We start from the raw sequence: 25,302 nt of genomic DNA, 5'->3' as shown, positions 1-25,302 counted from the left end.
AAAGAAACGGCACGGATGCCGGCACGATGCAAATCCGCACCGTGCCGGATCGACTAGCGCGCGGCCACCGCCGCCGCGTCGACCATCTGCGCGAACGCCGCTTCGAGATGGCGGGCGAAGCGCGGAGCATCGCACAGCGGCGAGCGCAGCAGCCGCTCGCGCAGCCCGGCCCGCACGGCCGCGACATGCGGCAGATCCTGCGCGAACGCGGCCGCCTTCGCGACATAGTCGTCGTCGTTGTCCGCGATCCATTCAGGCATCCCGAGCGTATGCAGGATGCTTTCGCCGATATGCGACAGGAAGCGGTCGCCGCGCCGCGTGATGAACGGCGCGCCCATCCACAGTCCTTCCATGCTCGTCGTGCCGCCCGGATACGGGAACGGATCGAGCACGATGTCGATGTCGTTGTACGTGGCGATGTGCGCGAGCCGCTTCGATCCGCCGCGCAGCAGCAGGCGCTCTGCCGGAATACCGTGTGCCGCGAAGCGCGCGGCGAGGCTCGTGCGCAGCGCGGCTTCGTCGAGCTGCGCCGACTTCAGCAACAGGCGCGAACCGGGTACCGCATGCAGCACGCGCGACCACAGCGCGACGACGGCGTCGCCGATCTTGTTCGCATTGTTCAGGCATCCGAACGTGACGACACCTTCGCGCTCGGCCGGCAGCGGCCCGACGTCGAGCGGCTGTGCGGGCGGCGTGAAGCACAGGTAACTGTCGGGCAGCCGCCACGGCCGCTCGGCGAAGTGATGCGCTTCGTCGTCGGGGAGCACGTGGCGATCGCCGATCACGTAGTCGATCGCGGCGATGCCGGTCGTCGCGAAATAGCCGAGCCAGGTCGCCTGCACCGGTGCCGGCTTCCATGCGAACAACGGCAGCCGGTTCGACGCGGTATGGCCGCTCAGATCGACCAGCACGTCGATGTGGTCATTCACGATCAGGTCGGCGGCCGCGCGATCATCGAGCGCGGTGATGTCGCGCCACAGCGCGAAATGGCGCTTGAGCGCCGCAGTCGTGTCGTCCTCCACCGACTGCGTCGCGTAGGCCACCGCCGCGATGCGCGACGGATCGAGCGCCGCGACGACGCTCAGCAGGAACACCGCGACCGGATGGGACTTCAGGTCTCCGGACACGAACCCGACACGCAACACGCGCCCGGCGGCCGGCCGCGGCACATGCGTACGCGGCGACGCCTGCGCGGCCATCCGCGCGCCGAATTCGCGCGCGCGTTCGAGGAGTTGCATGGGCGACAGCCGGTCGGTGCCGGCCGCGTGGAACATGCGGCCCGAGTGTGCGTTGCGGAACGCGGGATCGATTTCGAGCGCACGATCGTAGCTCGCGAGCCCCGCATCGAGGTGCCACATCGCGCACAGGATGTCGCCCATCACTGCGTGCATCTGCGCGGTCGGGTTCGGCAGCGACAGCGCGATCCGGCAACTGTCGAGCGCTTCACGCCGCTTGCCCTGCCGGACCAACGTCTGCGCGAGGTGGTGATGCAGGTCCGCACGATCGGGCGCCGCGGCAAGCGCACGCCGCAGGCTCGCCACCGTGCCGTCGAGATCGCCTGCACGCTCGAGCGCGGCCGCGAGGTGGAACAGGCAGTCCGCTTCACCCGATTCCGCCGCGCGGGTGAGGCTCGCGATCGCGGCCTCGCGATCATCGCGCTCGAACAGCAGCACGCCGAGCGCGTGATGCGCGGCATGCAGGTGCGGTTGCAGCGCGATCGCTTCGCGGTAGCACGCGATCGCCTCGTCGGGCCGGCGCTGCGCACGCAATACGTTGCCCTGGTTGAAGCGGGCCTGCGCGTAGCCGGGATCGAGTGCGATCGCCTTCTCGTACGCGCGCGCCGCGGCGTCCAGTTCGCCCTTGTCCTGCAGTGCGTTACCGAGGTTGTTGAACGCCGGCGCGTAATCGGGGCGCAGCGCGAGCGCCTGCGCGCAGCTCAGCATCGCGGCGTCCGCGTCGCCCGCGTCGCGCAACGCGTTGCCGAGGTTGCTGTGCGCTTCCGCATAGTCGGGCGCGAGCGCGATCGCACGCCGGTACGCGCCGATCGCATCGCCGAGCCGGCCGTGCGCGCGCAGCATGTTGCCGAAGTTGTTCAGGTAGACGGGATCGGCGCGCAGCGCGATCGCGCGCTCCATCAGCGCGAGGCCGGCCGGAAACTGGCCGAGCTGGCACGCGAGCAGCCCGAGGAAGTGCGTCGCATCCGGCTGATCCGGCTCGTCGCGCCGGATCGCCTCGTACAGCATGCGAGCGTCGTCGAAGCGCCCGGCCTGATGGTGCACGAACGCCGCGTTCAACCGTTCCACGACAGCGCCCGTCATGTGCGTGCGCCGTCCGTGTCGCCGGCCACGTAGCGCGCCCACATCCCGTGGAACGCATCCTCGAGATTGCGTGCGAAACGCGCCGCGTCGCACAGCGGCGACGCGAGCGTGCGTTCGCGCAGCGTCGCGCGCAATGCCGCCAGCGCGTCGCGATCGCCCGCGAACGCGATCGCCTTCGCGAGATACGCGTCCTCGTCGGCGGCGATCCAGTCGCCCATCCCGGCCGCATGCAGCAGGCTTTCGCAGATATGCGTGACGAAGCGGCCGCCCTTCATCCCGATCACCGGCACGCCCATCCACAGCGCTTCGGCCGTCGTCGTGCCGCCCGGATACGGGAACGGGCTCAGCGCGATGTCGATCCGGTTGTACGCGTTGAAATACTCGGCGCGCGGCGAACCGCCTTCGAGGATCAGCTGATGCGCGCCGATGCCGTGCCGCGCGAAACGCTCGAGCGTCGCGCGGTTCAGGTCGCTCGCGCCGAGCTCGTGCGCCTTCAGCATCAGCCGCGCATCGGGCAGCGCGTGCAGCAGGCGCGACCACAGCGCGATCACGTCGTCGCTGATCTTCGTGAGCTTGCCGAAGCAGCCGAACGTCACGCCACCGTTCGTGGCCATCGGCAGCGGGCCGACCGCGACGTCGTAAGCCGGCGGCGTGAAGCACAGGTAGCTGTCCGGCAAATGCCACGGTTGCTCGACGAAGTGATGCGCCTCGTCGGCCGGCAGCGTATGCGGGTCGCCGATGAAGTAGTCGATCGCGCGGCAGCCGGTCGTCGCGAAGAAGCCGAGCCAGCTCGCCTGCACCGGCGCGGGCCGGTGCGCGAACACGGGCAGCCCGCTCCAGTTGGTGTGGCCGGCCAGATCGACGAGCACGTCGATGCCGTCGTCGTGGATCATCCGCGCGGCCTGGTCGCGATTCAGGCACGTGAGCTTCTTCCAGCTCGCGAAGCCCGTTTTCAGCCGCGCGGTCACGTCGTCTTCCACCACGAAGGTCACGTATGCATGCGGCTCGATGCGCGTGCGATCGAGATGCGCGAGCACGCTTTCGAGGAAAATCCCGACCGGATGCTGACGCAGGTCGCCGGACACGAAGCCGACGCGCAACGGCCGGCCGCGCGCCTGCCGCGCACGCTGTTCGCGGTCATGCGACAGCAGCCGCGCGTCGCGCGCCAGGTAGTCGCCGTAGCGCTGCGCATCGACGACCCACTCCTCGGGCGCGAACGCCGGCGAGCTCGACATGTTGAACAGCAGCCGCGCGTAAGCGCGATGCGGATCGTGTTCGACGGCTTCGCGGAACGCCGCGACCGCACCGGAGAAATCGCGCTTGGCCCACAGGATGTCGCCGAGCGTCAGCTGAATCTTCACCGGATCGACGCCGAGTTCCTGCGCGATCCGGTATTCGCTCATCGCCTCGTCGAGCTTGTCGAGACGGAACAGCGCGGCCGCGAGATTGTGGTGCGCGTCCGCGTCGTCCGGATTCAGGTCGATCGCGTGGCGATGGCTCAGCTCCGACGCCGCCATCCGGTCGAGGTTGTGATACGCGAGACCGAGGAAGTTGTACGCATCCGCGAGTTCGGGATCGAGTTCGATCGCGTGCCGGCACAGGCGCAGGGATTCCTCGTATTCGCCCTGCTGGCAACGCAGCTCGCCGAGCCGGCACCATGCCGGCGCGTAGCCGGGATCGATCTCGCACGCGCGCTCGAACAAGCGCGCCGCGCCGTCGAAGTCGTTCATGCTGCGCAGCGACCGCCCGAGCATGCAATGGCCTTCCGCATCGTCCGGTTCGAGCCCCGCGCGCGCATGCTCGAGCGCGCCGTCGAAATCGTCGGTCGCCCGCAGCGCAATGGCGAGCCCGCGATGCGCGACGCGCAGCGCAGGGTTCAGTTCAATCGCGCGGCGGTAGTGGACGATCGCGTCCGCGTGCCGCTCCTGTGCGCGCAGCACGTTGCCGAGGTTGCTGTGCGCTTCCGCGTACGCGGGATGGAAGGCGATCGCCTTGCCGTAGCTTGCCGCGGCCGCATCCAGTTCGCCCAGGTCCTGCAGCACGTTGCCGAGGTTGTTGTATGCCTCCGCGTAGCCGGGGCGCAGTTCGATCGCGCGCGAACAGCTCCGCATCGCCTCGGCCGGATCGCGCGCGTCGCGCAGCGCGTTGCCGAGGTTGTTGTGCGCTTCCGGATAGTCGGGACGCAACGCCACCGCGCGACGATAGTGCGCGATCGCGTCGTCGAGCCGCCCGCATTCGCGCAGCATGTTGCCGAGGTTGTTGAAATACGACGCGTCCGGTCGCTCGGCGAGCGAGCGCTCCATCAACGCGAGGCCCGCGTCGTACTGCTTCAGCTGGCACGCGAGCAGCCCGAGGAAGTGCATCGCGTCCGGCTGCCCGGGCTGAGCGTGCAGGATCGCGTCGTACAGCGTCTTTGCTTCCCCGAGACGTCCGGCCTGATGGTGCGTGAGGGCCTCCTGCAGGGCCTGCTGGATATCGTTCATGCTGTCTGTGCCGTTTCCGTATAGCGTGTCCACATGCCGGCGAAGGCATCTTCGAGATTGCGTGCGAAGCGTGCCGCATCGCACAGCGGCGACGCGAGCGTGCGTTCGCGCAGCGTCGCGCGCAACGCCGCCAGCCGCGCGCCGCCCTGCGCGGCGGCGACCGCCTTCGCGACATAGTCGTCCTCATCGCCGGCGATCCAGTCGGGCATCCCGGCCGCGTGCAGCAGGCTCTCGCAGATGTGCGTGACGAACCGTCCGCCCTTCATCCCGAGCACCGGCACGCCCATCCACAGCGCTTCGGCCGTCGTCGTGCCGCCCGGGTACGGGAACGGGCTCAGCGCGACATCGATCCGGTTGTACGCGTTGAAATACTCCGCGCGCGGCGATGCGCCGTCGAACAGCAGCCGGCTCGCGTCGATCCCGTGCCGCGCGAAGCGCGCGGCGGTCGCGTCGCGCACCGCCGCCTGTTCAAGCTCGCGCGCCTTCAGCAACAGCCGTGCACCGGGCAGCGCATCCAGCACGCGCGACCACACGCGCACGACGTCGTCACCGAGCTTCACGAGCTTGCCGAAACAGCCGAACGTGACGTGGCCGTTCGCGGCCATCGGCAGCGGGCCGACTGCGACGTCGTCGGACGGCGGCGTGAAGCACAGGTAGCTGTCCGGCAAATGCCACGGTTGCTCGACGAAGTGATGCGCCTCGTCGGCCGGCAACGTCCGCGCGTCGCCGATGAAATAGTCGATCGCGTCGCAGCCCGTCGATGCGAAGAAGCCGAGCCAGCTCGCCTGCACGGGCGCCGGCTTCCAGCCGAATGCGGCCAGGCCGCTCGCCTGCGTATGGCCGGCGAGGTCGACGAGCACGTCGATGCCGTCGTCGTGAATCGTGCGGGCGGCGGCTCGCGGATCGCAACCGGCGATCGAACGCCAGACGGCCGCATGCGGCTTCAGCCGTGCGGTGATCGCGTCCGCTTCGTCCGACGTCGTGTACACGTATGGCGCAACGCGCGTGCGATCGAGATGCGCGAACACGCTTTCGACGAAGATCCCGACCGGGTGCTGCCGCAAGTCGCCCGATACGAAGCCGACCCGCAGCGGGCGGTGCAGCGCGTCGGCCGCGCGTGCGCGCACGTCATGCGTATAGCGCGTCGAACGCGCCGCGAGGTGGCGGCCGTAGCGGCGCGCGTCATTCAGATAGTCGGCGGGGGATACGGTCGCCGATGCCGCGGCGGCGAACAGCAGGCGGCCGAGCACCTCCGCCGCATCGTCGCTCGCGTCGTCGCGCACCAGCGCAAGCGCATCGCGATACGCGGGCACCGCGGCGTCGACGTTGCCCTGCGCACGCAGGATGTCGCCAAGATTCACGTACATCGACACGGTCGGGCGGCCGCCCGCCAGCGCCTGCCGGCAATACGCGAGCGCATCGGCGTGCCGCTCGCGCTTGAGCAGCACGACGGACAGGTTGTGGCACGTGCCGCTGTCGGCCGGATTCAGCTCGAGCGCGGTGCGGTAGCACGCTTGCGCCGCGACGAGATCGCCCAGGCCGTGGTGAGCGTTGCCCGCCTGGTTGTGCGCATCGGCGAGATGCGGTGCGATGCGGATCGCCTCCTGCGCATGCACGAGCGCTTGCGCATAACGCGCCTGACGGCGGCGCACGCCGCTCAAGTTCGCATGCGCGGCGGCTAGCGACGCATCGAGCGCGATCGCGCGTGCGTAGTGCGCCGCGGCGGCGTCGAGGTCACCCGCGTCGCGCAGCACGCCCGCGTAGTTGTTGTGCAGGCTCGCGTCGTCGGACCCGGCCGCGGCGGCGCCCAGCACGCTCACGGCTTCGCTCAGTTCGCCGAGCGCCCACAGCGACAGGCCGAGGCCGTGACACGCGGCGGGCAGCGCAGGACTCAATTCGATCGCGCGGCGGTAATGAACGATCGCGTCCGCGTGCCGCTCCTGTGTGCGCAGCACGTTGCCGAGGTTGCTGTGCGCTTCCGCATACGCGGGATGGAAGGCGATCGCCTTGCCGTAGCTCGCCGCGGCCGCATCCAGCTCGCCCAGGTCCTGCAGCACGTTGCCGAGGTTGTTGTATGCCTCCGCATAACCGGGACGCAATTCGATCGCGCGCGAACAGCTCTGCATCGCCTCGGCCGGATCGCGCGCGTCGCGCAGCGCGTTGCCGAGGTTGTTGTGCGCTTCCGGATAGTCCGGACGCAACGCCACCGCGCGACGGTAGTGCGCGATCGCGTCGTCGAGCCGCCCGCATTCGCGCAGCATGTTGCCGAGGTTGTTGAAATATGACGCGTCCGGCCGCGCGGCTAGCGAGCGCTCCATCAGGGCAAGGCCCGCGTCGTACTGCTTCAGCTGGCACGCGAGCAGCCCGAGGAAGTGCATCGCATCGGGCTGCCCGGGCTCCGCGTGCAGGATCGCGTCGTACAACGCCTTCGCTTCCCCGAGACGTCCAGCCTCGTGATGCGCGAGCGCCGCGCGCAATTGCAGTTCAATCGGCTCCATCGCGCGCGCCGCTCAATACGGATGCGGTTCGCGCCCGAAGTCGATCAGTCGGCCGTCGTGCTCGATCATCACGGCCGCCGCCGCGATCCCTTCGCGCGACATCTCGGCGACGATGTCGCGTGCGCGCCATTGCGTCGGAATGATGATCACGTCGGCCGGCGCCGCCTTCAGCGCGTCGCGGAATTCGATCTTCTGGCCGGTGCCCGGCACATAGGTGCCGACCTTGTCGGGATCGGAATCGACGACGAGCGGGAAGCGCGCGGCATCGGCATCGAAGTGATGGATGAACGCGGCGGCCTTGCCGGTGCCGCCCCAGATCGCGACGCGCCGCCCCGACCCGGCAAGCTCGGTGAGCTGCCCGGCGATCGCCGCGCGGTTCTCGACCGAGCGCGCCGCGAACCGCAGCGATGCGTCGGCGCGCGTGCGCGCGTGCGCCGGCACGCCGAGCCGTACCAGCGCATAGACGACTTCACCGTCGTAGCCGTGCGCGAGCGTCACGATCTCGCCGGCGCGCGCCATCAGCGTGCGGAACGACTCCGTCGTGAACTGCGATACGTGCTCGTAGAAGAAGTCGGCGAGGCGGTCGGTCTCGAACACGCGATCGATGCACGGTACTTCCGCGAACAGCCAGCACGCGTTCGGCTGGCGCGACGCGCCCCATGCGAGCTGCTCGACGAGCTTCGCGGGTTCGGTCAGGTGTTCGAGCACGTGCCGGATCACGATCGCGTCGGGGCGGAACGCGGGCATGTCGGCCAATGGTTCGAACAGCCGCGCGTGGAATTCGATGCCGTTGCCGGTGCCCGCGCTCGCGTTCGGATCGAAGCCGGCGAAACGCCCGCCGCGGCTCGCCTGCGCGAGGCCGCGCACGAAATGGCCTTCTCCGCAGCCGATCTCGACGACCGTCGGTTCAGTCGGCAGCGTGCCGAGCAGCAGGTCGCGCGTGGCCGCGAGATGGCCTTTCCAGATCCCGCCGCTGTTGAACATCCGGTTCGGGTTGCTCTGATACGGAATCGCGTCGTAGCTGAACCGGTGGTTCCACACGTGCGAACACTGCGGGCACTGGACGAAGTCGAGCGCATGACGCGGCAGCCCGCGCGCCGCTTCGGCGGATGCGGGCCACGCGAGCGTCGCGAGCGTGCGCTCGCCGCCCGGGAAGAACGGCGCGGCAACCGTATGCGCGCAGACGGGGCAAGGGGCGTCGATCAGGTCGGGGCTCATGCATTCACCTGTTTGCGGAAATGGGCGATCGTCTCCTTCAGGCCGTCCTCGAGCGCGATGCCGGGCTGCCAGTCCAGACGCTGGCGCGCGCGGCCGATGTCGGGACGGCGCTGCAGCGGATCGTCGGCCGGCAGCGGGCGATATTCGATGCGGCTTTTCGAACCGGTGAGCCGCAGCACGCATTCGGCCAGCTCGCGGATCGTGATCTCGCTCGGGTTGCCGAGGTTGATCGGGCCGGTGTCGTCGTCCTGGTTCATCATCCGCAACAGCCCTTCGACGAGATCGTCGACGTAGCAGAACGAACGCGTCTGGCTGCCGTCGCCGTACAGCGTGATCGGCTCGCCGCGCAGCGCCTGCATGATGAAGTTCGACACGACGCGCCCGTCGTCCGCGCGCATGCGCGGCCCGTAGGTATTGAAGATCCGCACCACGCGGATATCGACGCCATGCTGACGGTGATAGTCGAAGAACAGCGTCTCGGCGCAGCGCTTGCCTTCGTCGTAGCACGCACGCAGCCCGTTCGGATTCACGTTGCCCCAGTAGCTTTCCTGCTGCGGATGCTGCTGCGCGTCGCCGTACACCTCGCTCGTCGACGCCTGCAGGATGCGCGCGCCGCAGCGCTTCGCGAGGCCGAGCATGTTGATCGCGCCGAGCACGGCCGTCTTCACCGTCGACACCGGGTCGCTCTGGTAGTGCACGGGGCTCGCCGGGCACGCCATGTTGAACACGCGGTCCGCTTCGACGTAGAGCGGCAGCCACACGTCGTGGCGGATCACCTCGAAATTGACCTGGCCGATCAGGTGTTCGATGTTGCGCTTGCTGCCGGTGTGGAAGTTGTCGACGCACATCACGTCGTAGCCGGCGTGCACGAGCCGCTCGCAGAGGTGCGAGCCGAGAAAGCCCGCGCCGCCGGTAACGAGGACGGACTGGCCGTTCACGCTGCGGCTCCCGGTGCGGCGTCGACGCGGCGCACCCACATTTCGTGCAGCGCCTCCTCGAAATGACGCGCGAAGCGGGGCGCATCGCACAGCGGCGACGCCAGCACCTGCGCACGCAGCGTCGTGCGCAGCACGGCCAGCTCGGCCGGATTGCGTGCGAACGCGACGGCCTTCGCGACATACGCGTCGTCGTCGTCCGCGATCCATTCGGGCAGGCGCGCCGCCTGCAGCAGGCTTTCGCAGATGTGCGACAGGAACCGCGCGCCGCGGCGGCCAAGCACGGGCACGCCCATCCACAGCGCCTCGGCCGTCGTCGTGCCGCCCGGGTACGGGAACGGGCTCAGCATCAGGTCGACGCGCCGGTAGGCGGCCAGATATTCGTCGCGCGGCGACCGGCCTTCGAACAGCAGACGCGCCGCATCGATGCCGTGCGCGGCGAAGCGGGCCGCGAGCGCGTCCTGCTCGCGCGGATCGTCGAGATGCGGCGCCTTCACGAACAGTCGTGCGTTCGGCACGTCGCGCAGCACGCGCGACCATACGTCGATCACGTGATCGGTGAGCTTCGCGAGCTTGCCGAAATAGCCGAAGGTCGGATAACCGTTCGCGAGCATCGGCAGCGGGCCGCCGTCGAGCTCGACAGCTGGCGGCGTGAAGCACAAGTAGCTATCGGGCAGGTGCCACGCGCGTTCGACGAAATGCGCGGCCTCGTCGGCCGGCATCACGTGGCGATCGCCGAGCACGTAGTCGATCGCGCGCATGCCGGTGCTCGCGAAATAACCGGGCCAGCTCACCTGCAGCGGCGCGGGCTTCCACGCGAACAGCGGCAGGCGGTTGTGGATCGTATGGCCGGATGCGTCGATCAGCACGTCGATGCCGTCGTCGTGAATGCGCGCGGCAGCCGCCGCGTCGTCGAGGCCGGCAATACACGTCCACGACGCGAAGCGCGGCTTGATGCGCGCGGTCACGTCGTCCTCGATCTCGCGCGTCGGATACGCATGCAGTTCGATGCGCTCGCGCTTCACGTGCGCGAGCATCCCTTCGATGAAATAGCCGACCGGGTGCGCCTTCAGGTCGCCCGACACGATGCCCACGCGCAGCGGCCGCCCGATGCGCGCGCCCAGGTCGACCTGCCACGTCGAGTACGGCTGCGCGCGCTGCGTGACGAGCGCATCGAAGCGCGCGGCTTCGTCGAGGTACGCGTGCGGGTCGAACGCGTCGCTGTAGTGGTACGCGAACAGCAGGTTGCTGCGCGGCTCCGGCAGCTCCGGACGCAGCGCAACCGCGTGCTGGTACGCCTCGAGCGCGGCCGGGATCTCGTTCAGGTCGAGCAGCGCGTTGCCGAGGTTGTTGTATGCCTGCCCGTGGTCGGGCTGCAGCGCGATCGCCTGGCAGAACGCGTCGACGGCCTCGCGTGCGTGGCCCGCGAGCCGCTGCGCGTTGCCGAGGTTGTTGTACGCGTCGACGTAGCCGGGCCGCAGCTCGATCGCGAGGCGGAAACACTCGGCGGCGGCGGCCGGCCGATTGTTCGCCTGCATCACGTTGCCGAGGTTGTAGTAATAGGTCGCGTCGGGCTTGATCTCGATCGCCGCCATGATCAGTTCCGTCGCCTCGTGATAGCGCCCGTACTGGTGACCGATCAGGCCGAGCAGATGCAGCGCGTCCGCGTGCCGCGGCTCGGCGTCGAGAATCCGGCGGTACAGCGTCTCGGCTTCCTCGAGCCGGTCGGCCTGGTGGTGCGCCAGCGCCGCTTCGATCGTGGCGACGGGGGAGTCGGACAGCGTGAGATCAGTCATCGTGGTAAGCCAGCGTGAGTTCGGTACGGAGCGCGCAACCGCGCGGAGGCCGGCATCGCACACGCGCGGACGGCCCTCGACATGCCAGCATTCTCGGCGCGGGCCCGCCGTTCCAATCGGCGGAGCAGGTGGCGGATTTGGTCGCTTTTCATCTGAAGGTGCGATCGGCGGCTTGACGACGATCAAGGTCGCGGCACGCGCCCGGCCCCGGCTGTGCCGGCATTCCCCGAAATGCGGGGGAAAACGGCCCGCTAATCCGGCATTTGATTGGCGCGCGGGTCGCTAGACTCGTTCACAGACTTGGAGGCGTCCACCGCGCGGCCGATCGCGCAGGGCGCAAGCCGCTTGCCGGCCCGCGGCCAGGGATGCCCCGAAGCCACCCTCAGCGCCTGGAGCCATGTGTATGCACGAGTCCTCAATCATCTCCAACTCGAACGACGACCAGCTCGCCGCACGACGCGAACTGTTCGACCTGATGCAGACCTATCCGGCGACGCAAGAGGAGTTCGAACGCTCGCTCGGCCTGTTCGTGCGCGGCTCGCTGCTCGCGCGGATCCTCGCGACGTTCGAGGTCTACGAGCAGATCGTGCCGCTGCCGGGTTCGATCCTCGATCTCGGCACCTGGCGCGGCCAGACCGCCGTGCTGTGCGAAAACTTCCGTGCGATCCTCGAGCCGCTGAACTTCCAGCGCCGGATTCACGCGTTCGATACGTTCACCGGCTACGCGGGCTTCTCCGACGGCGATTCGCGCGACCGCAAGCTGTTCTCCGACGGCACGTACTCGCTCGCCGGCGACTATGCGGACCTGCTGCGCAACCTGCTGTCGCTGCACGAGCGCAACAACGCGATGGGCCACGTGAACGGCAAGCACCACGTGTGGGAAGGCGATTGCCGCGACACGCTGGCCGCCTACGAGGAAGCGCATCCGGGCGAGCCGGTCGCGCTCGCGTGGTTCGACCTGAACGTGCCGGGCCCGACCCGGCAGGCGTTCGAGACGGTGATGAAGCGCCTCGTGCCGGGCGGCGTGGTCGCGTTCTGGCAACTCACGCGCGGCGGCCAGACGCCGGCCGAAGGGATCCACTACGTGCGCGAGCTGCTCGGCAAGCATCCGCACCGGATCCACAAGGCGAAGTCGTATCCGTCGCTCTGCTACCTGAGCTTCCCTGAAGGCGGCGGGGTGCGCCCATGAAGATCGCGATCCTCGGCAACGGCATCCTCGGGCTGATGACGGCCCGTGCCTGGCAACGCGCGGAGCCGGGCATCGAGCTCGTCGTCGTCGGCCCGGCGCAGCGCCCCGGCTCGGCGACCCGCGCGGCCGCCGCGATGCTCAACTCGTTCACCGAACTGGAAGGCGATTCGCTCGGCACGCCGATCGACCGCTTCAAGTTCGAACTGAGCCGCGCGGCGACTGCCGCGTGGCCCGACGTATTTGCGGAGATCTGCACGCCGGATCGCGCGGTCGCGCACGGCTTCGGCACCTACGTGCTGAACAACGCGGCGACCGACGCGCTCGACGACGAGAATTTCGCGGCGCTGCGGCGCTTTTGCCGCGAGTTCGAGGAACCGTGCGAGGCGGTCGATCCGGCCGGCATCCCGAACTACCAGCCGCTGCCGCAGTTCCGCGCGCTGAACGCGGTGTATCTGAAGCGCGAAGGCTGGGCGAACCCGAAACAGTTTCTCGATGCGCTCCAGGCCAGCGTGGCCGCGGCCGGCAACGTCACGTTCGTGTCGGCCGAAGTCGAACGCATCGACGTCGCGGGCGGGCGCGTCGCCGGTGCCCGCCTGAGCGACGGCACGACGCTCGACGCCGACCGGTTCGTGCTCTGCAACGGCGCGAACCTGACGCGCGTGCTGCAGGCGAGCCTGCCCGAGCTGCCGGTGCAACGGCTGTTCTACGGGATCGGCATGTCGATCGAACTGCAGAGCAACGAGAACGTGCATACGCACTGCGTGCGCACGACCAACCGCGGCCTCGCGTGCGGCGTCTATTCGGCGCCGTACGGGCCGGACCGCACGCTCGTCGGCGCCAGCAACTACATCAGCCCGGTGCCGCACGAGCACGGGCACGCCGGCAGCGCGTACACGCTGCTCAAATCCGCGATGGACCAGATCAACTCGCGGTTCTCGCGTGCGAATCTCGTCAACGTGAACGTCGGCTGGCGGCCGACGACGTCCGACCTGTATCCGCTGATCGGCGAAACCAGCGTGCGCGACCTGTGGATTCTCGGCGGCACCAAGCGCGACGGTTTCCACCTGTCGCCGGTGCTGTGCCGCGACCTCGTCGCCGCGATGCGCGGGCTGCCGATCGATCCGCGCTATGCGCAGCTGGCACCGGAGCGGCCGCTGATCCGCAACCTGTCGCGCGACGCGGCGATCGCGAAGACGGTCCGCCACCAGATCAACGCCGCGTACCAGCACGACTTCGTGCCCGCGCGCAACCGCATGGTCGAGCAGCTCGAACGCGCGATCCGCGCGGATCTCGAAGCGCTGCACGACCGGCTCGGCGCGACCGACTGGGGGATTCCGCCCGAGCTCGTCGACATGTACCGGTACGGTCACATTCCGGTCTGAACGACATGACTGCGCAGCCGAAACGCATCGCGATCGTCCAGTCGAACTACATCCCGTGGAAGGGCTACTTCGACCTGATCGCCGCGACCGACGAGTTCATCCTGTACGACGACGCGCAGTACACGCGGCGCGACTGGCGCAACCGCAACCAGATCAAGACGCCGCAAGGCGTGCAGTGGCTGACCGTGCCGGTCCGGGTGAAGGGGCGCTATCACCAGAGCATTCGCGAAACCGAGATCGACGGCACGGAGTGGGCCGAACAGCACTGGACGCGGCTGCGCCAGAACTACGCGCGCGCGCCGCATTTCGCGCGCTACGCGCCGGAGCTCGAAGCGCTCTACCTGCACGGCCCGCACGACACGTTGAGCGCGCTGAATCTCGCGATGCTGACCTGGGTCAACCGGCAGCTCGGCATCGCCACGCGCATGTCGTCGTCGTCCGACTACACGCTGGAAGGCGATCGCACCGACAAGCTGCTGAACCTGTGCCTGCAGGCCGGCGCGACCGAATACCTGTCCGGCCCCGCCGCACGCGACTATCTCGACGAAAGCCGGTTCGCCGCCGCGCAGGTCGCGGTGCGCTGGTTCGACTATCCGGCCTATCCGCCGTACGCGCAGCTGTGGGGCGAGTTCGTCCACGGCGTGACGGTGCTCGACGTGCTGTTTCATTGCGGGCCGGATGCGCACCGGCATGTCGTGACCGGCCGACACTGAGGATTACGCGATGCACGATTCCCGACACTCGGGCCTGCTGGCAGACGTCGCCGCCTATTACGGCGCGCGCCTGGCCGAGCACGGCCAGACCGCACGCGGCGTGGACTGGAACGGCGAGGACGGCCAGCGGCTGCGGTTCGCACAACTGACGAAGATCGTCGCGCCCGCCGCCGACGGCTTCTCGGTCAACGACCTCGGATGCGGCTACGGCGCGCTGGTGGATTTTCTCGACGAGCACGCGGCCGGGCGCAGCCATGCGTATGCGGGCAACGACGTGTCGCCGGAGATGATCGATGCGGCCCGGCAGCGCTATCGCGATCGCGCCGACGTCGCGTTCCACGTCGGCGACACGCCGTCGTCGGTCGCCGACTACGGCATCGCGTCGGGCATCTTCAACGTGCATCGCGGCCACGGCGACGACGCGTGGCTCGACTATATCCACGCAACGCTCGACACGCTGCACGCGACGAGCCGTCTCGGCTTCGCGTTCAACTGCCTGACGTCGTATTCCGATCCGCCGCACATGCGTCCCGAGCGGCTGTACTACGCCGATCCGTGCGCGCTGTTCGATCGCTGCAAACGCCGCTACTCGCGCCACGTCGCGCTGCTGCACGACTACGGGCTGTACGAATTCACGATCCTCGTCCGGAAGGATGGCTGAGCGCGCACGCGCAAGCCGCCGGCCCCGTTGCCCCTCTTCACGCCTTCGCGGAGTTTCCGTCATGTTCGCTCCTCCCAATCTCGACCGCATTCCGTTCGGCCGTCCGTTCATTGTCGGCAAGGAGCTCTACTACATCGCGAAGGCGGTCGAACAGGGCGGACTCGCCGGCGACCAGGCATTCACGAAGCTGTGCCACCAGTGGCTGGAAACGCGCATCGGGTGCCATCGCGCGCTGCTCACGCACTCGTGCACGGCCGCGCTCGAGATGGCGGCGATCCTCACCGACGTCGGCCCGGGCGACGAAGTCATCATGCCGTCCTATACGTTCGTGTCGACCGCCAATGCGTTCGCGCTGCGCGGCGCGACGCCCGTGTTCGTCGACATCCGTGCCGATACGCTGAATCTCGACGAAAAACTCGTTGCCGCCGCGATCACCGAGCGCACACGCGCGATCGTCCCGGTCCACTATGCGGGCGTGTCGTGCGACATGGACACGATCGCGCACCTCGCCGACGACTACCGGCTGTGGGTCGTCGAGGACGCCGCGCAGGCGATCCAGTCGACCTGGAAGGGCAAGCCGCTCGGCAGCCTCGGCCACCTCGCGTGCCTGAGCTTCCACGAGACCAAGAACGTGATCGCCGGCGAAGGCGGGGCGCTGCTCGTCAACGACGCGCGGCTCGTCGAGCGCGCGGAGATCATCCGCGAGAAAGGCACCAACCGCAGCCAGTTCTTTCGCGGCCAGGTCGACAAGTACACGTGGGTCGACCTCGGTTCGTCCTATCTTCCCGGCGAATTGATCGCCGCGTTCCTGTACGCGCAGTTCGAGCACGCGGACGTGATCACCGCGCAGCGGCGCGCGACCGTGAAGCGCTACGAGGATGCGCTGCGGCCGCTGCACGACGCCGGCCACCTCACGCTGCCCGCGACGCCGCTGAGCGAAGCTGGCAACGGCCATCTGTTCTATTTCCTCGCGCGCGACCTCGGCGAGCGCACCGCGCTGCTCGAGCGGATCCGCGCCGCGGGCGTGTTCGCCGTGTTCCATTACGTGCCGCTGCACAGTTCGCCGGCGGGCCGCCACTACGGCCGCTGCGGCTCCGGCATGCAGGTGACCGACGACGTCGCCGACCGGCTCGTGCGCCTGCCGCTGTACCACGCGATGAGCGACGCCGAGCAAGACCGTGTCCTTCAGGTGGTATCCGACTTCTACCGCAGCGGCGCGCGACCGGCCGTCCGTCCTGCTTCGCCGCACCTCGAGCCCTCCCTTTCATGAACGACTCACCCCGCATCTTCGCGTCGCTCGGCCATCCGTACTACGTCTTCGCGCCGCCGTACCTGCAGACCTCCGGCGGCGTGCGCGCGATGCACTACCTGTGCCACGCGCTGAACCTGCTCGGCTGCGAGGCCTATGTCAACACGACGGTCGTGCACCGCGACTTGCGCACGCCGTTGCTGACGCCGGAAGTCGCGCACGTGCATGGCGCCGCGGGTCGCAGCCCGGTCGCCGTCTATCCGGAAATCGTCGACGAAAACCCGTTCAACGCGCGCTGCGTCGCGCGCTACCTGCTCGCGGAGCCGGGCCGCATCAACGCGAAGCCGATCGCCCTCGCGCCGACCGATCTCGTGTTCGCGTTCGGGCCGTCGATCGTGCCCGATGGATGGCACGCCGACCTGCTGAGAATGCCGCTCGTCGATACGCGCATCTTTCACTGCGACGGCGTCGACGACGCGGCCCGCAGCGGCACGGCCGTGTTCCTGAACCGGCATCTGCGCCGCGGCGGCAACCTGCATCCGGCGACGGCCGACTCGATCGAGATCTCGGGCCGCGTGGCGCCGCGCTCCGCGCACGAGCTCGCCGAGCTGTTTCGCCGCGTCGAATGCCTGTACCTGTACGAGTGGTCCACCGCGGCCTTCGAGGCGCTGCTGTGCGGCTGCCCGGTCGTCTGCATCCTGAACGACGCGTCGATGCCGAACGCGGAACGCTGGGTGATGGGCGGCAAGGGCATCGCGTGGGGGCTCGATCCGCATGAAATCGCGCACGCGAAGGCGACCGTGCACGAAGCGCGCGACGTGTATCGCGAAGAAGAGACGACGTTCTGGCGGCAATTGCGGCAGTTCGTCGACAAGACCCAGGTGCGCGCCGATGAGCTCGATGTGCGCGGCGGCCCGAACGGTGCGGCCGCCGCGCGAGCGACCGCGCCCGCGACGCGGCGCATGGCCGTCGTGTGCGCGGAGCCGGCCGCGCAAGCGCAGATCGCGGCGCGGTTCGCGCTGCCCGCCCGCGAATGGACCGTGGACTTTCCCGTCGGCGCGAACGGCATCGACCTCGACGTGCTGCAACGGGCCGACGTGATCGTCCTGCACGACGCGACGCCGAGCCTGCTGTCGGGCGCCGCGCTCGAGCAGATGTTCGCGCTCGGCAAGCCGGTCGTCTGCGACCTCGACCGGCCGCTCGATGCCTTCTCGCTCGACGATCCGCACATCGCCGGCAGCGCGCGCCGGCTCGCCGCCATGCGCGACGCGATCCGCCGCGCCGATGCGCTGGTGGTGCGCTCGGACGCCATCGCCGCCACGTATCGTCACGTGAATGCGGCGGTACACGCGCTGCCCGTCGATGCCGAGCCCGCGCGACGCGGCGCGCTGTACGCGCGACTCGCCGAACAGGGCCGGCGGCCGGCCGCCGCGGTTCCAGCACCCGGCGAACCGCCCGCGACGCGCGCGCAGCAGAAGAAGCGCCTCGTCGCGTACGCGATCGATCCGGTCGACGGTGCGTCCGTGCAGCGCCGTTTCGCGCTGCCGTTCGCGCGGCTCGAGGACGACTGGGCGCTCGTCAGCGGCCTGGCCGACAGCGCGGCGATCGCCACGGCCGATGCCGTGCTGCTCGATCGCCACACGCCGGGCCTGCTGCCGCTGAAGGCGCTCAGCGCGATCTTCGAGTTCGACAAGCCCGTGATCTACGCGACCGATCTTCCGCTCGCCGCGCAGCCGACGACGCAGGCCGACTCGACGTGGACCGGCATCGCGTTCACGCTCGGCAACGCGCACGCGATCATCGTCCCGACGCCGGATCTCGCACGCCAGTACCGGCCGTGGAATCCGAACGTGTTCGTGCTGCCCGACAGCGTCGATCTCGACCTGTTCCTGCGCCCGGTGCCCGCACGCGGCGATGCACGCGTGACGATCGGCGTCGCCGGCGCATCGCTGCTGCCGGCCAACTTCGCGCGGGTGGACGCCGCGCTGCGTGCGCTCTGCGAGCGCCATGCCGGCCGCATCGCCGTGCAGTTCCTCGGCGCGCAGGTGCCGGCCGGCTGGGCGGATCATCCGGCCGCCGAGTTCCGGCCCGCGCCCGACGGATACCGCGCCTACGCGCAGCAGTTGCGCGCGCTCGACTGGGACGTCGCACTGATGCCGCTCGCCGATGCCGACGATGGCGCGGCCAGCGCGATCCAGCGGCAGGAATTCGCGGCCGCCGGCATCGCTGTCGTCGCGAGCGACCGGCCGGCCCTGCGCATTACCTTGAACGACGGCGACGACGCATTGCTCGCCGGCGATGCCGCGCACGCATGGGACGACGCGCTCGAGCGCGTGGTCACGCAGCCGGCGCTGCGCCGGCGGATCGCGCGTACCGCGCAGGCACGCGTGCGCAAGCACGACGCGCTGCAGGCGCGCCTGCCGCTGATTCGCGAGATCTACCGGATGTGCGCTGAAGGCGAAGGCACGGCGGTGCGGTTGCCGCCGCGGGATGCGCCGATTCCCGGTGCGCTGATCCTCGACGCCGCCGGCGACGCCGAGCGCGTGCAAGCCGCGCTGCGCATCGTCGCGGCGCGTGACGAGCGGGATCTGCTGAGTGTCGTGCTGACGACGTCGTCCGGACCGTTGCCCGAATGGACGGACCGGCTGCGCTATCTGAGTACGTCGGCGCAGGAGTACGCGGCCACCGCCGACCAGCTGGCCGCGATGCCCGCGTTCGACTGGGTCGCGATCATCGACGCGGCGGACATGGAGGCTGGTGCCAGCGCGCCGGAAACGGCGATCGCGGACGCCGCGATCGATTGACGACGGCGGCGCACGGAGCTTCGTGCGTCAGCTGCTCGACGAACAGCCGCCGCAACTGCTCGAGCTGCACGAGCTGGAGCTGCATGAACTCGACGACGAGCAATTCGAGCTCGAGTCGGAGGAGCTGGACGTGGAGCCGGACGAGCCGCCGCCGCGCGCGGCCATGGGCGGCACCGGCGGCGGCTCCATTAGCGCCATCGAATGCGCGGCCCACGCGGTGCCGGCCAGCGCGCCCGCGCCGAACAATGCGGTCGCCCATAGCACCGCGTCCGGTGAATCGGGCTCGTCACGGCGTGCGCGCTGGTGTTCCGCGAGCGCCGTTCTCGCACCGACCGTCAGGCCGCCGCGGCCGAATCCCGTCAGGCGTCGCGTGACGATCCGGTACGCGATCGCAAACACGGCCATGCTGATCACGAGCAGCAGCACTGGCCGGCCGCGGCTCAGCCCGACCGCGAGTTTCGCCGCGCCCGTGCCGAGCACGGCCAGCGCGATCGCGCGCGAAGCCATTCGGGCGGCCCGCATCTCGCCCGCTTCCCACAGCCACCCGCCCCTACGCCCGCGCAGCGCGTTCGCGTAATTGGACACGCGCCGCGCAAGCCGCTGACGGAACGCGCCGAAGCTGGCCTCGCCCTCCGGTCGCGCGGCGAGCCAATCGCACTCGTCTGCATATGCACCACCCCGCGTCGGATTGACGCTGCGCGCGCGCGCGCCCAGCCGCCCGCCCATCGACAGGTCGATCGCGCCCGCCTGGACGAGCGACAGCGTCGCGACCTGCACGGCCCGCGATTCGTCGCCCATGAGATAGGCAGCCTCCTCGGGCGTCAGGCCCGACGAGAAGGCTTGCGCGCGTCGGCGCCGGCAGCGGTATTCGATCTGCTGCAGCACCACGATCAGCAGCAGCGCGACGATGCAGACCGGCAGGTAGAACGCGAGAAACTGCGGCCCCGTGTAGTTCAGGACATCGAAATCGCGCGCCGATGCGGCGGTCGCGATCACGCTCGCGGCGGCGGCCGGCACGATGGCCTTCGGCAGCCGGTCGCGCCAGATACGGCGGCCTGCCGGAATGGCGGCGGACGGCGGTTCTGTCGGCCTGTTCGTGCTTGGCGCTGCATTCGTTGCATTCGTGTGCGGTGCTCCGGCGTCGGTCGGTCGGGGTTCGGGACGCGGCCAGATCGACGCGGGCGGTTCGCAGCCGAACAGGCGGCGATAGCTATCGAGCGTGTCCTGGTAGCGCCGCGCGTACACGGCGGCTTCGTCCGGCGCGCCGGTGCCGGGCATGTGATGCAGCGGCGCGCGCAGCACGCGGGCGCAGAACACGTCCCAGTATTCGAGCGTGTATTGCAGGTGGAAATGCCATGCGGCATCGACCGCGACCGACGGTGTGACCGGGTGTCCGGCGGCCTGCGCGAGAAACGCGAAGCGCTTGTACTCGTCGATCACGGCCAGTGCGTGAGCGTGCGTCCAGCCTTCCGCTTCGGCTAGGCGGCGGCTGTATGGCTGCGCGGCGTGGGGGTCGTCGGGGGAATAGGTAAGCAGGCGCGTGAGGAGCGCCTGCTGCGCATCGGTCAGCGCGCGGGCATCGCCTGCGCTCGGGAGAGACGGGATGGCTGCCATCGGGAGAGTCGGCGCGATGCGCGGACGGCCGCCGCGATCGACGCTTGGAGTTGTCGGTGGGGGGATTCTCGCATGACGGGGTGGCGGCACGACACCGTTTCGGGGGACCGGAACGCGCTGGAATGGCCCAGCATGCCTGAAAACTACTCATCACGCCGTCGGCTACCCATGCACATGGATTCGCGTTGCGACACATACGGCATTGCCGTATAATCTTCCGATGTACACGGTCATCGAAACAGAAGTATTCCAGCGGTATGCCGCTGACATCTGGCGCGACGGTGAGCGAGAAGCCTTCATCCTCTGGCTGGCCAACAATCCGCTTTCCGGGGACGTCGTTCCTGGCAGCGGCGGCTTGCGCAAAGTTCGATGGTCGCGCGCCGGTATGGGTAAGCGCGGTGGCGCGCGAGTCATCTATTACAACGTGCTCGACGATGGATGTATCTGGCTCCTGATCGCTTACACAAAGGCGAAATTTGACAATCTGCCGGTAGACTTTCTCAACCGGTTACGTGAAGAGGTCGAAAATGGATAAGGAACTCGAACAGTTCCAGGCCGACCTGCTGAAGTCGGTTAGCGAGATGAAGGCGGGAAAACGCGCACGCGTGACCAAGGTGGAACCGACCGTGGCATCGCTGGCACGCACGAAAGTTGGCCTGTCGCAGAGCGCTTTCGCTTTACTGCTCGGGGTGTCGGTACGGACGCTGCAGGATTGGGAACAAGGGCGCCGAGAACCAACCGGCGCCGCGCAGACCTTGCTGCGAGTTGCAGCACTTCATCCCGAAGCGCTGCGCGATTTGCAAGCAGCTTGACCGCACAAGGTCCGCAGGCCAATGTGCCTGCCGCGGGGCAGCGGGGAAAACGCTGAAGTAACGAAACCACCAAGGGCCTTACTAGGCTAGACTTGGCGCGCCCGGCTGGGATCGAACCAGCAACCCCTGCCTTCGGAGGGCAGTACTCTATCCATTGAGCTACGGGCGCGTGTGACAGTGAACCGACCCTGATAAACCGGCCGCCCACCATTGGCAAGACGGCAAGGATACCCGGTTTCCCATGACGCGTCCACCTTGCCCGCCCGAATCCCCACCCGGCCCCGTTTCGTGCGGGTAAACACGCGCCCTCGCACCGCTCGCCGTGATGTAAACGTTCCGTCTATAATCGTCCGTGCTTCATTGGACTGCCATTTGCCGTTGCACCGCGCTCACAATTCCTATTAATGGAGACGAGGCAAGCATGAGCGAAGCACCCCACGAATCTCCCGTCAAAACTCCCGGGCAGCTGATTGCCGTCATCATTGCGTCGTTCGCGATTCCGATCGCCGTGATCGTCCTGTTTGCCACCTATGCCAACCATGCGTTCCGTGCGGGCGCAGGCACGGACGCGCTCTCCGACGAACAGGTCGCCGCGCGCATCGCACCGATCGCGAAGGTCGACGTGAAAGACGCCAACGCGCCCCGCACGTACAAGACCGGCGAGGAAGTCTACAAGGCCGTGTGCGTGACCTGTCACGGCACGGGCGCCGCCGGCGCGCCGAAGGTCGGCAACAAGGACGACTGGGCGCCGCGCATCTCGCAGGGCTTCGACACGCTGCTGAAGACGGCGCTGTCCGGCAAGGGCGCGATGCCGCCGCGCGGCGGCACGAACCCCGACGACGTCAGCGACTATGAAATCGCCCGTGCAATCGTCTACATGGCGAACAACGACGGCGCGAACTTCCCCGAGCCGGCTGCCCCGGCCGCCAATGCGGCGCCGGCAGCCAGCGGCGCGGCGGGCGCGGCGGCCACGGCAGGCGCATCGGGCGCCGACGCATCCAACGCGCAAGCCGCCGCCGCAATGGCCGCGATCGCCGCGATTCCGAAAGCTGGCGAAAAGCCCGCGGCCGCACCGACCAGCGCCGACGCCGCATCGGCCGGCAAGGCGCTGTACACGCAGGTGTGCCAGGCGTGTCACGCGGCCGGCGTGCTTGGCGCGCCGAAGTTCGGTAACAAGGATGACTGGGCGCCGCGCCTGAAGGAGTCGATGGATACCGTCTACAACTACGCGCTGCACGGCAAGGGCGCGATGCCGCCGAAGGGCGGGTCGAACGCGTCCGACGCCGACGTGAAGGCGGCCGTCGACTACATGGTCAACGCGTCGAAGTAACGCCTGCCGGCCAGAAAAAACCCCCGCGGCGCACACGCATCGCGGGGGTTTTGTTTTGCGGAGGCCGAAACGAAGGCCCGCGCGCACGTCACTTCTGCAACAACGCCTTCAGGCTCGCGAGCCGGTCCTTCGGCGTCATCGGCGCTTCTTCCGGCGTCGGCGGCGGCGCTTCGTCGAGCCCCATCTCGGGGATGAAGCGCGACGGCTCGCACACGACCGTCTCGCGCGCCCGCTTGCGCTTCTTGCACCAGTTCAGATGCAGACTGCGCTGCGCGCGCGTGATCGCGACGTACATCAGCCGGCGCTCCTCCTCGATCCGCTCGCTGTCGATCGGGCCGTCGTCCTCGCTGCCGCCGCGGTGCGGCATGATGCCTTCCTCGACGCCGACCAGGAATACGTGCGGATACTCGAGGCCCTTCGATGCATGAACGGTCGACAGCCGCACGGCGTCCGGATCCTCGTCCTTGCCTTCCAGCATCGACATCAGCGCGACGGTCTGGATCAGGCCGAGCAGGTTCTTGCCGGTATCGGCGAGCCCGTCCGCGTTGTGGAACCCTTCCGCCTCGCCGTCGACGGCTTCCGTCTCGGGCTTCGTGCCCTTGCGCTTCAGCCACTCGAGGAATTCGAGCACGTTCTGCCACTTCGACTGCGCCTGCCGCTCGTCAAACGCGTCGTACAGGTAGGCCTCGTAGTGGATGGCCTCCATCATGTCGTCGAGCACGACGGTCGCGGGCTCCTTGTCCGCGCGATCGGTCAGGCGCTGGATGAAGTCGCAGAACATGCGCAGCGGCTCGACCTGCCGCGCGGACAGCCGCGCCTCGATCCCGCCCATGTACACGGCCTCGAACAGCGACACCTTGGCCTGGCCTGCGAACGAGCCGAGCGCTTCGAGCGTCGTGTTGCCGATCCCGCGGCGCGGCGTCGTGACCGCGCGGATGAACGCGGGATCGTCGTCGGCGTTCGCGATCAGGCGCAGGTACGCGCACAGATCCTTGATCTCGGCCTTGTCGAAGAACGACTGGCCGCCCGACAGCACGTACGGGATCCGCTCGCGCCGCAGCACCTGCTCGAAAATCCGCGCCTGGAAGTTGCCGCGATACAGGATCGCGTAGTCGCGGAACTGCGCGCGCCGCTCGAACTTGTGCGCGGACAACCGGAACACGACCGATTCGGCTTCGTGTTCCTCATCGTTGCACGGCGTGACGGTGATCGAGTCGCCCATCCCGTGCTCGGACCACAGCTTCTTCTCGAACAGCTTCGGGTTGTTGGCGATCACGTTGTTCGCGGCGGTCAGGATCCGCACGGTCGACCGGTAGTTCTGCTCGAGCTTGATTACGTGCAGCTTCGGGAAATCCTTGCCGAGCTGCGCGAGGTTTTCGAGCGTCGCGCCGCGCCAGCCGTAGATCGCCTGGTCGTCGTCGCCCACCGCCGTGAACGCGGCGCGCTGGCCGGCGAGCTGCTTCAGCAGCTCGTACTGGCACGCGTTGGTGTCCTGGTATTCGTCGATCAGCAGATAGCGCAGCTTGTTCTGCCAGCGGTCGCGCACCTGTTCGTTCTTCGCGAACAGCTCGGCCGGCAGGCGGATCAGGTCGTCGAAGTCGACCGCCTGGTACGCATGCAGCGTCGCGACGTAATTGCGGTAGACCAGCGCCGCCTGATGCTCGTCCTCGTTGGCCGCGATCGTCATCGCCTCGTCGGGCATGATCAGGCCGTTCTTCCACAGCGAAATGGTGCTCTGGATCTTGCGGATCAGGCCCTTGTCGGTGGTGCCGATCTGCTCCTGGATCATCCCGAAGCAGTCGTCCGAATCCATGATCGAGAACTGCGGCTTCAGCCCGACGTGCTCGGCTTCCTGGCGCAGGATCTGCACGCCGAGCGAGTGGAACGTGCACACGGTGAGCTGATTGACGGGCACCTTGCGGCCTTCCTTGCCGGGCGTGGTGAGCGTCTTGCCCTCGAGCAGCTTCGACACGCGCTCGCGCATTTCGGCGGCGGCCTTGTTCGTGAACGTGACGGCCGCGATGTGGCGCGGCTCGAAGCCTTTCGCTTCGATCAGGTGCGCGATCTTCTGCGTGATCACGCGGGTCTTGCCGCTGCCCGCGCCGGCGAGCACGAGGCAGGGACCGTCGAGGTAGCGCACCGCTTCGTTCTGAGCGGGGTTGAGGCCTGCGGACATGATGGCGGATGATGTTGCGGTTGACGGCGAGACGCCGGGAGGATGCCGCGCGCGGCAGGCCTGGAATGCAGGCGGACACACGGGGCAGGACGCGCATGTTAACACGTCGGCGGCGCACTTTTCG

General features: G+C 68.6%; 17 protein-coding genes and 1 tRNA gene. 9 read left to right on the top strand and 9 right to left on the bottom strand.

Annotation, left to right across the window (positions count from 1 at the left end; all coding sequences use genetic code 11):
- Window positions 1–53 precede the first annotated feature (53 nt).
- The 6 genes from BAMB_RS00770 to BAMB_RS00745 are packed head-to-tail and all read right to left on the bottom strand — an operon-like array spanning window position 54 to window position 11,248.
- The gene (locus BAMB_RS00770; RefSeq protein WP_011655673.1) at window positions 54–2,318 is read right to left on the bottom strand and encodes an O-linked N-acetylglucosamine transferase, SPINDLY family protein; all 2,265 of its coding nucleotides are present in this window, start codon (window positions 2,316–2,318) and stop codon (window positions 54–56) included.
- Window positions 2,315–4,801, bottom strand: a complete 2,487-nt coding sequence (locus BAMB_RS00765) for a tetratricopeptide repeat protein (protein ID WP_011655672.1) — start codon at window positions 4,799–4,801, stop codon at window positions 2,315–2,317. The genes BAMB_RS00770 and BAMB_RS00765 overlap by 4 nt, the downstream gene beginning before the upstream one ends.
- Window positions 4,798–7,299 (bottom strand): tetratricopeptide repeat protein, encoded by a 2,502-nt coding sequence (locus BAMB_RS00760; protein WP_011655671.1) that lies wholly within the window; start codon window positions 7,297–7,299, stop codon window positions 4,798–4,800. The genes BAMB_RS00765 and BAMB_RS00760 overlap by 4 nt, the downstream gene beginning before the upstream one ends.
- A 12-nt stretch (window positions 7,300–7,311) precedes the next feature.
- A complete protein-coding gene (locus tag BAMB_RS00755) occupies window positions 7,312–8,517 on the bottom strand; it encodes a class I SAM-dependent methyltransferase (RefSeq protein WP_011655670.1) in 1,206 nt (401 codons plus the stop codon).
- Entirely contained in the window at window positions 8,514–9,455 is a 942-nt protein-coding gene (locus tag BAMB_RS00750) for a UDP-glucuronic acid decarboxylase family protein (RefSeq protein WP_011655669.1), read from the bottom strand. Before BAMB_RS00750 ends, BAMB_RS00755 begins: the two co-directional genes overlap by 4 nt.
- A complete protein-coding gene (locus BAMB_RS00745; RefSeq protein WP_041491065.1) occupies window positions 9,452–11,248 on the bottom strand; it encodes an O-linked N-acetylglucosamine transferase, SPINDLY family protein in 1,797 nt (598 codons plus the stop codon). Before BAMB_RS00745 ends, BAMB_RS00750 begins: the two co-directional genes overlap by 4 nt.
- Window positions 11,249–11,651: 403 nt before the next feature.
- Here BAMB_RS00745 and BAMB_RS00740 point away from each other — a divergent pair, with 403 nt between their 5' ends.
- From BAMB_RS00740 to BAMB_RS00715, 6 genes are all read left to right on the top strand, one after another.
- On the top strand, window positions 11,652–12,437 hold the full coding sequence (locus BAMB_RS00740; RefSeq protein WP_011655667.1) for a class I SAM-dependent methyltransferase: 786 nt from the start codon (window positions 11,652–11,654) through the stop codon (window positions 12,435–12,437).
- Window positions 12,434–13,819, top strand: a complete 1,386-nt coding sequence (locus BAMB_RS00735; protein WP_011655666.1) for an NAD(P)/FAD-dependent oxidoreductase — start codon at window positions 12,434–12,436, stop codon at window positions 13,817–13,819. Before BAMB_RS00740 ends, BAMB_RS00735 begins: the two co-directional genes overlap by 4 nt.
- A gap of 5 nt (window positions 13,820–13,824) precedes the next feature.
- Entirely contained in the window at window positions 13,825–14,532 is a 708-nt protein-coding gene (locus tag BAMB_RS00730; RefSeq protein WP_011655665.1) for a WbqC family protein, read from the top strand.
- 10 nt (window positions 14,533–14,542) lie between these two features.
- Complete coding sequence (locus tag BAMB_RS00725) at window positions 14,543–15,193, top strand: class I SAM-dependent methyltransferase (RefSeq protein WP_011655664.1); 651 nt, start codon at window positions 14,543–14,545, stop codon at window positions 15,191–15,193.
- 61 nt (window positions 15,194–15,254) lie between these two features.
- Complete coding sequence (gene rffA / locus BAMB_RS00720) at window positions 15,255–16,463, top strand: dTDP-4-amino-4,6-dideoxygalactose transaminase (protein WP_011655663.1); 1,209 nt, start codon at window positions 15,255–15,257, stop codon at window positions 16,461–16,463.
- On the top strand, window positions 16,460–19,246 hold the full coding sequence (locus BAMB_RS00715) for a glycosyltransferase family protein (RefSeq protein WP_011655662.1): 2,787 nt from the start codon (window positions 16,460–16,462) through the stop codon (window positions 19,244–19,246). Before rffA ends, BAMB_RS00715 begins: the two co-directional genes overlap by 4 nt.
- A gap of 27 nt (window positions 19,247–19,273) precedes the next feature.
- Here BAMB_RS00715 and BAMB_RS00710 read toward each other — a convergent pair whose 3' ends face one another.
- Window positions 19,274–20,860 carry a TIGR04222 domain-containing membrane protein gene (locus BAMB_RS00710; RefSeq protein ID WP_011655661.1) on the bottom strand — a complete coding sequence of 529 codons (1,587 nt, stop codon included), beginning with the start codon at window positions 20,858–20,860 and terminating at the stop codon, window positions 19,274–19,276.
- A gap of 220 nt (window positions 20,861–21,080) precedes the next feature.
- Between BAMB_RS00710 and BAMB_RS00705 the strand changes: the two genes are divergently transcribed.
- Entirely contained in the window at window positions 21,081–21,395 is a 315-nt protein-coding gene (locus BAMB_RS00705) for a hypothetical protein (protein WP_011655660.1), read from the top strand.
- Window positions 21,388–21,672 carry a helix-turn-helix domain-containing protein gene (locus tag BAMB_RS00700; protein ID WP_011655659.1) on the top strand — a complete coding sequence of 95 codons (285 nt, stop codon included), beginning with the start codon at window positions 21,388–21,390 and terminating at the stop codon, window positions 21,670–21,672. The genes BAMB_RS00705 and BAMB_RS00700 overlap by 8 nt, the downstream gene beginning before the upstream one ends.
- A gap of 93 nt (window positions 21,673–21,765) precedes the next feature.
- Here the strand turns inward: BAMB_RS00700 and BAMB_RS00695 are convergent.
- A tRNA-Arg gene (locus tag BAMB_RS00695) sits at window positions 21,766–21,841 on the bottom strand.
- Between the two features lie 252 nt (window positions 21,842–22,093).
- Between BAMB_RS00695 and BAMB_RS00690 the strand changes: the two genes are divergently transcribed.
- Window positions 22,094–23,002 carry a c-type cytochrome gene (locus BAMB_RS00690; RefSeq protein WP_011655658.1) on the top strand — a complete coding sequence of 303 codons (909 nt, stop codon included), beginning with the start codon at window positions 22,094–22,096 and terminating at the stop codon, window positions 23,000–23,002.
- Window positions 23,003–23,090: 88 nt separating this feature from the next.
- Here BAMB_RS00690 and BAMB_RS00685 read toward each other — a convergent pair whose 3' ends face one another.
- Window positions 23,091–25,178 (bottom strand): UvrD-helicase domain-containing protein, encoded by a 2,088-nt coding sequence (locus BAMB_RS00685; RefSeq protein ID WP_011655657.1) that lies wholly within the window; start codon window positions 25,176–25,178, stop codon window positions 23,091–23,093.
- Window positions 25,179–25,302 lie beyond the last annotated feature (124 nt).

The organism is Burkholderia ambifaria AMMD (assembly GCF_000203915.1).
Taxonomy (GTDB): Bacteria; Pseudomonadota; Gammaproteobacteria; order Burkholderiales; family Burkholderiaceae; genus Burkholderia; species Burkholderia ambifaria.
The sequence above is the reverse complement of the archived record's forward strand: the minus strand, read 5'-3'. Positions and strand labels throughout refer to the sequence as shown.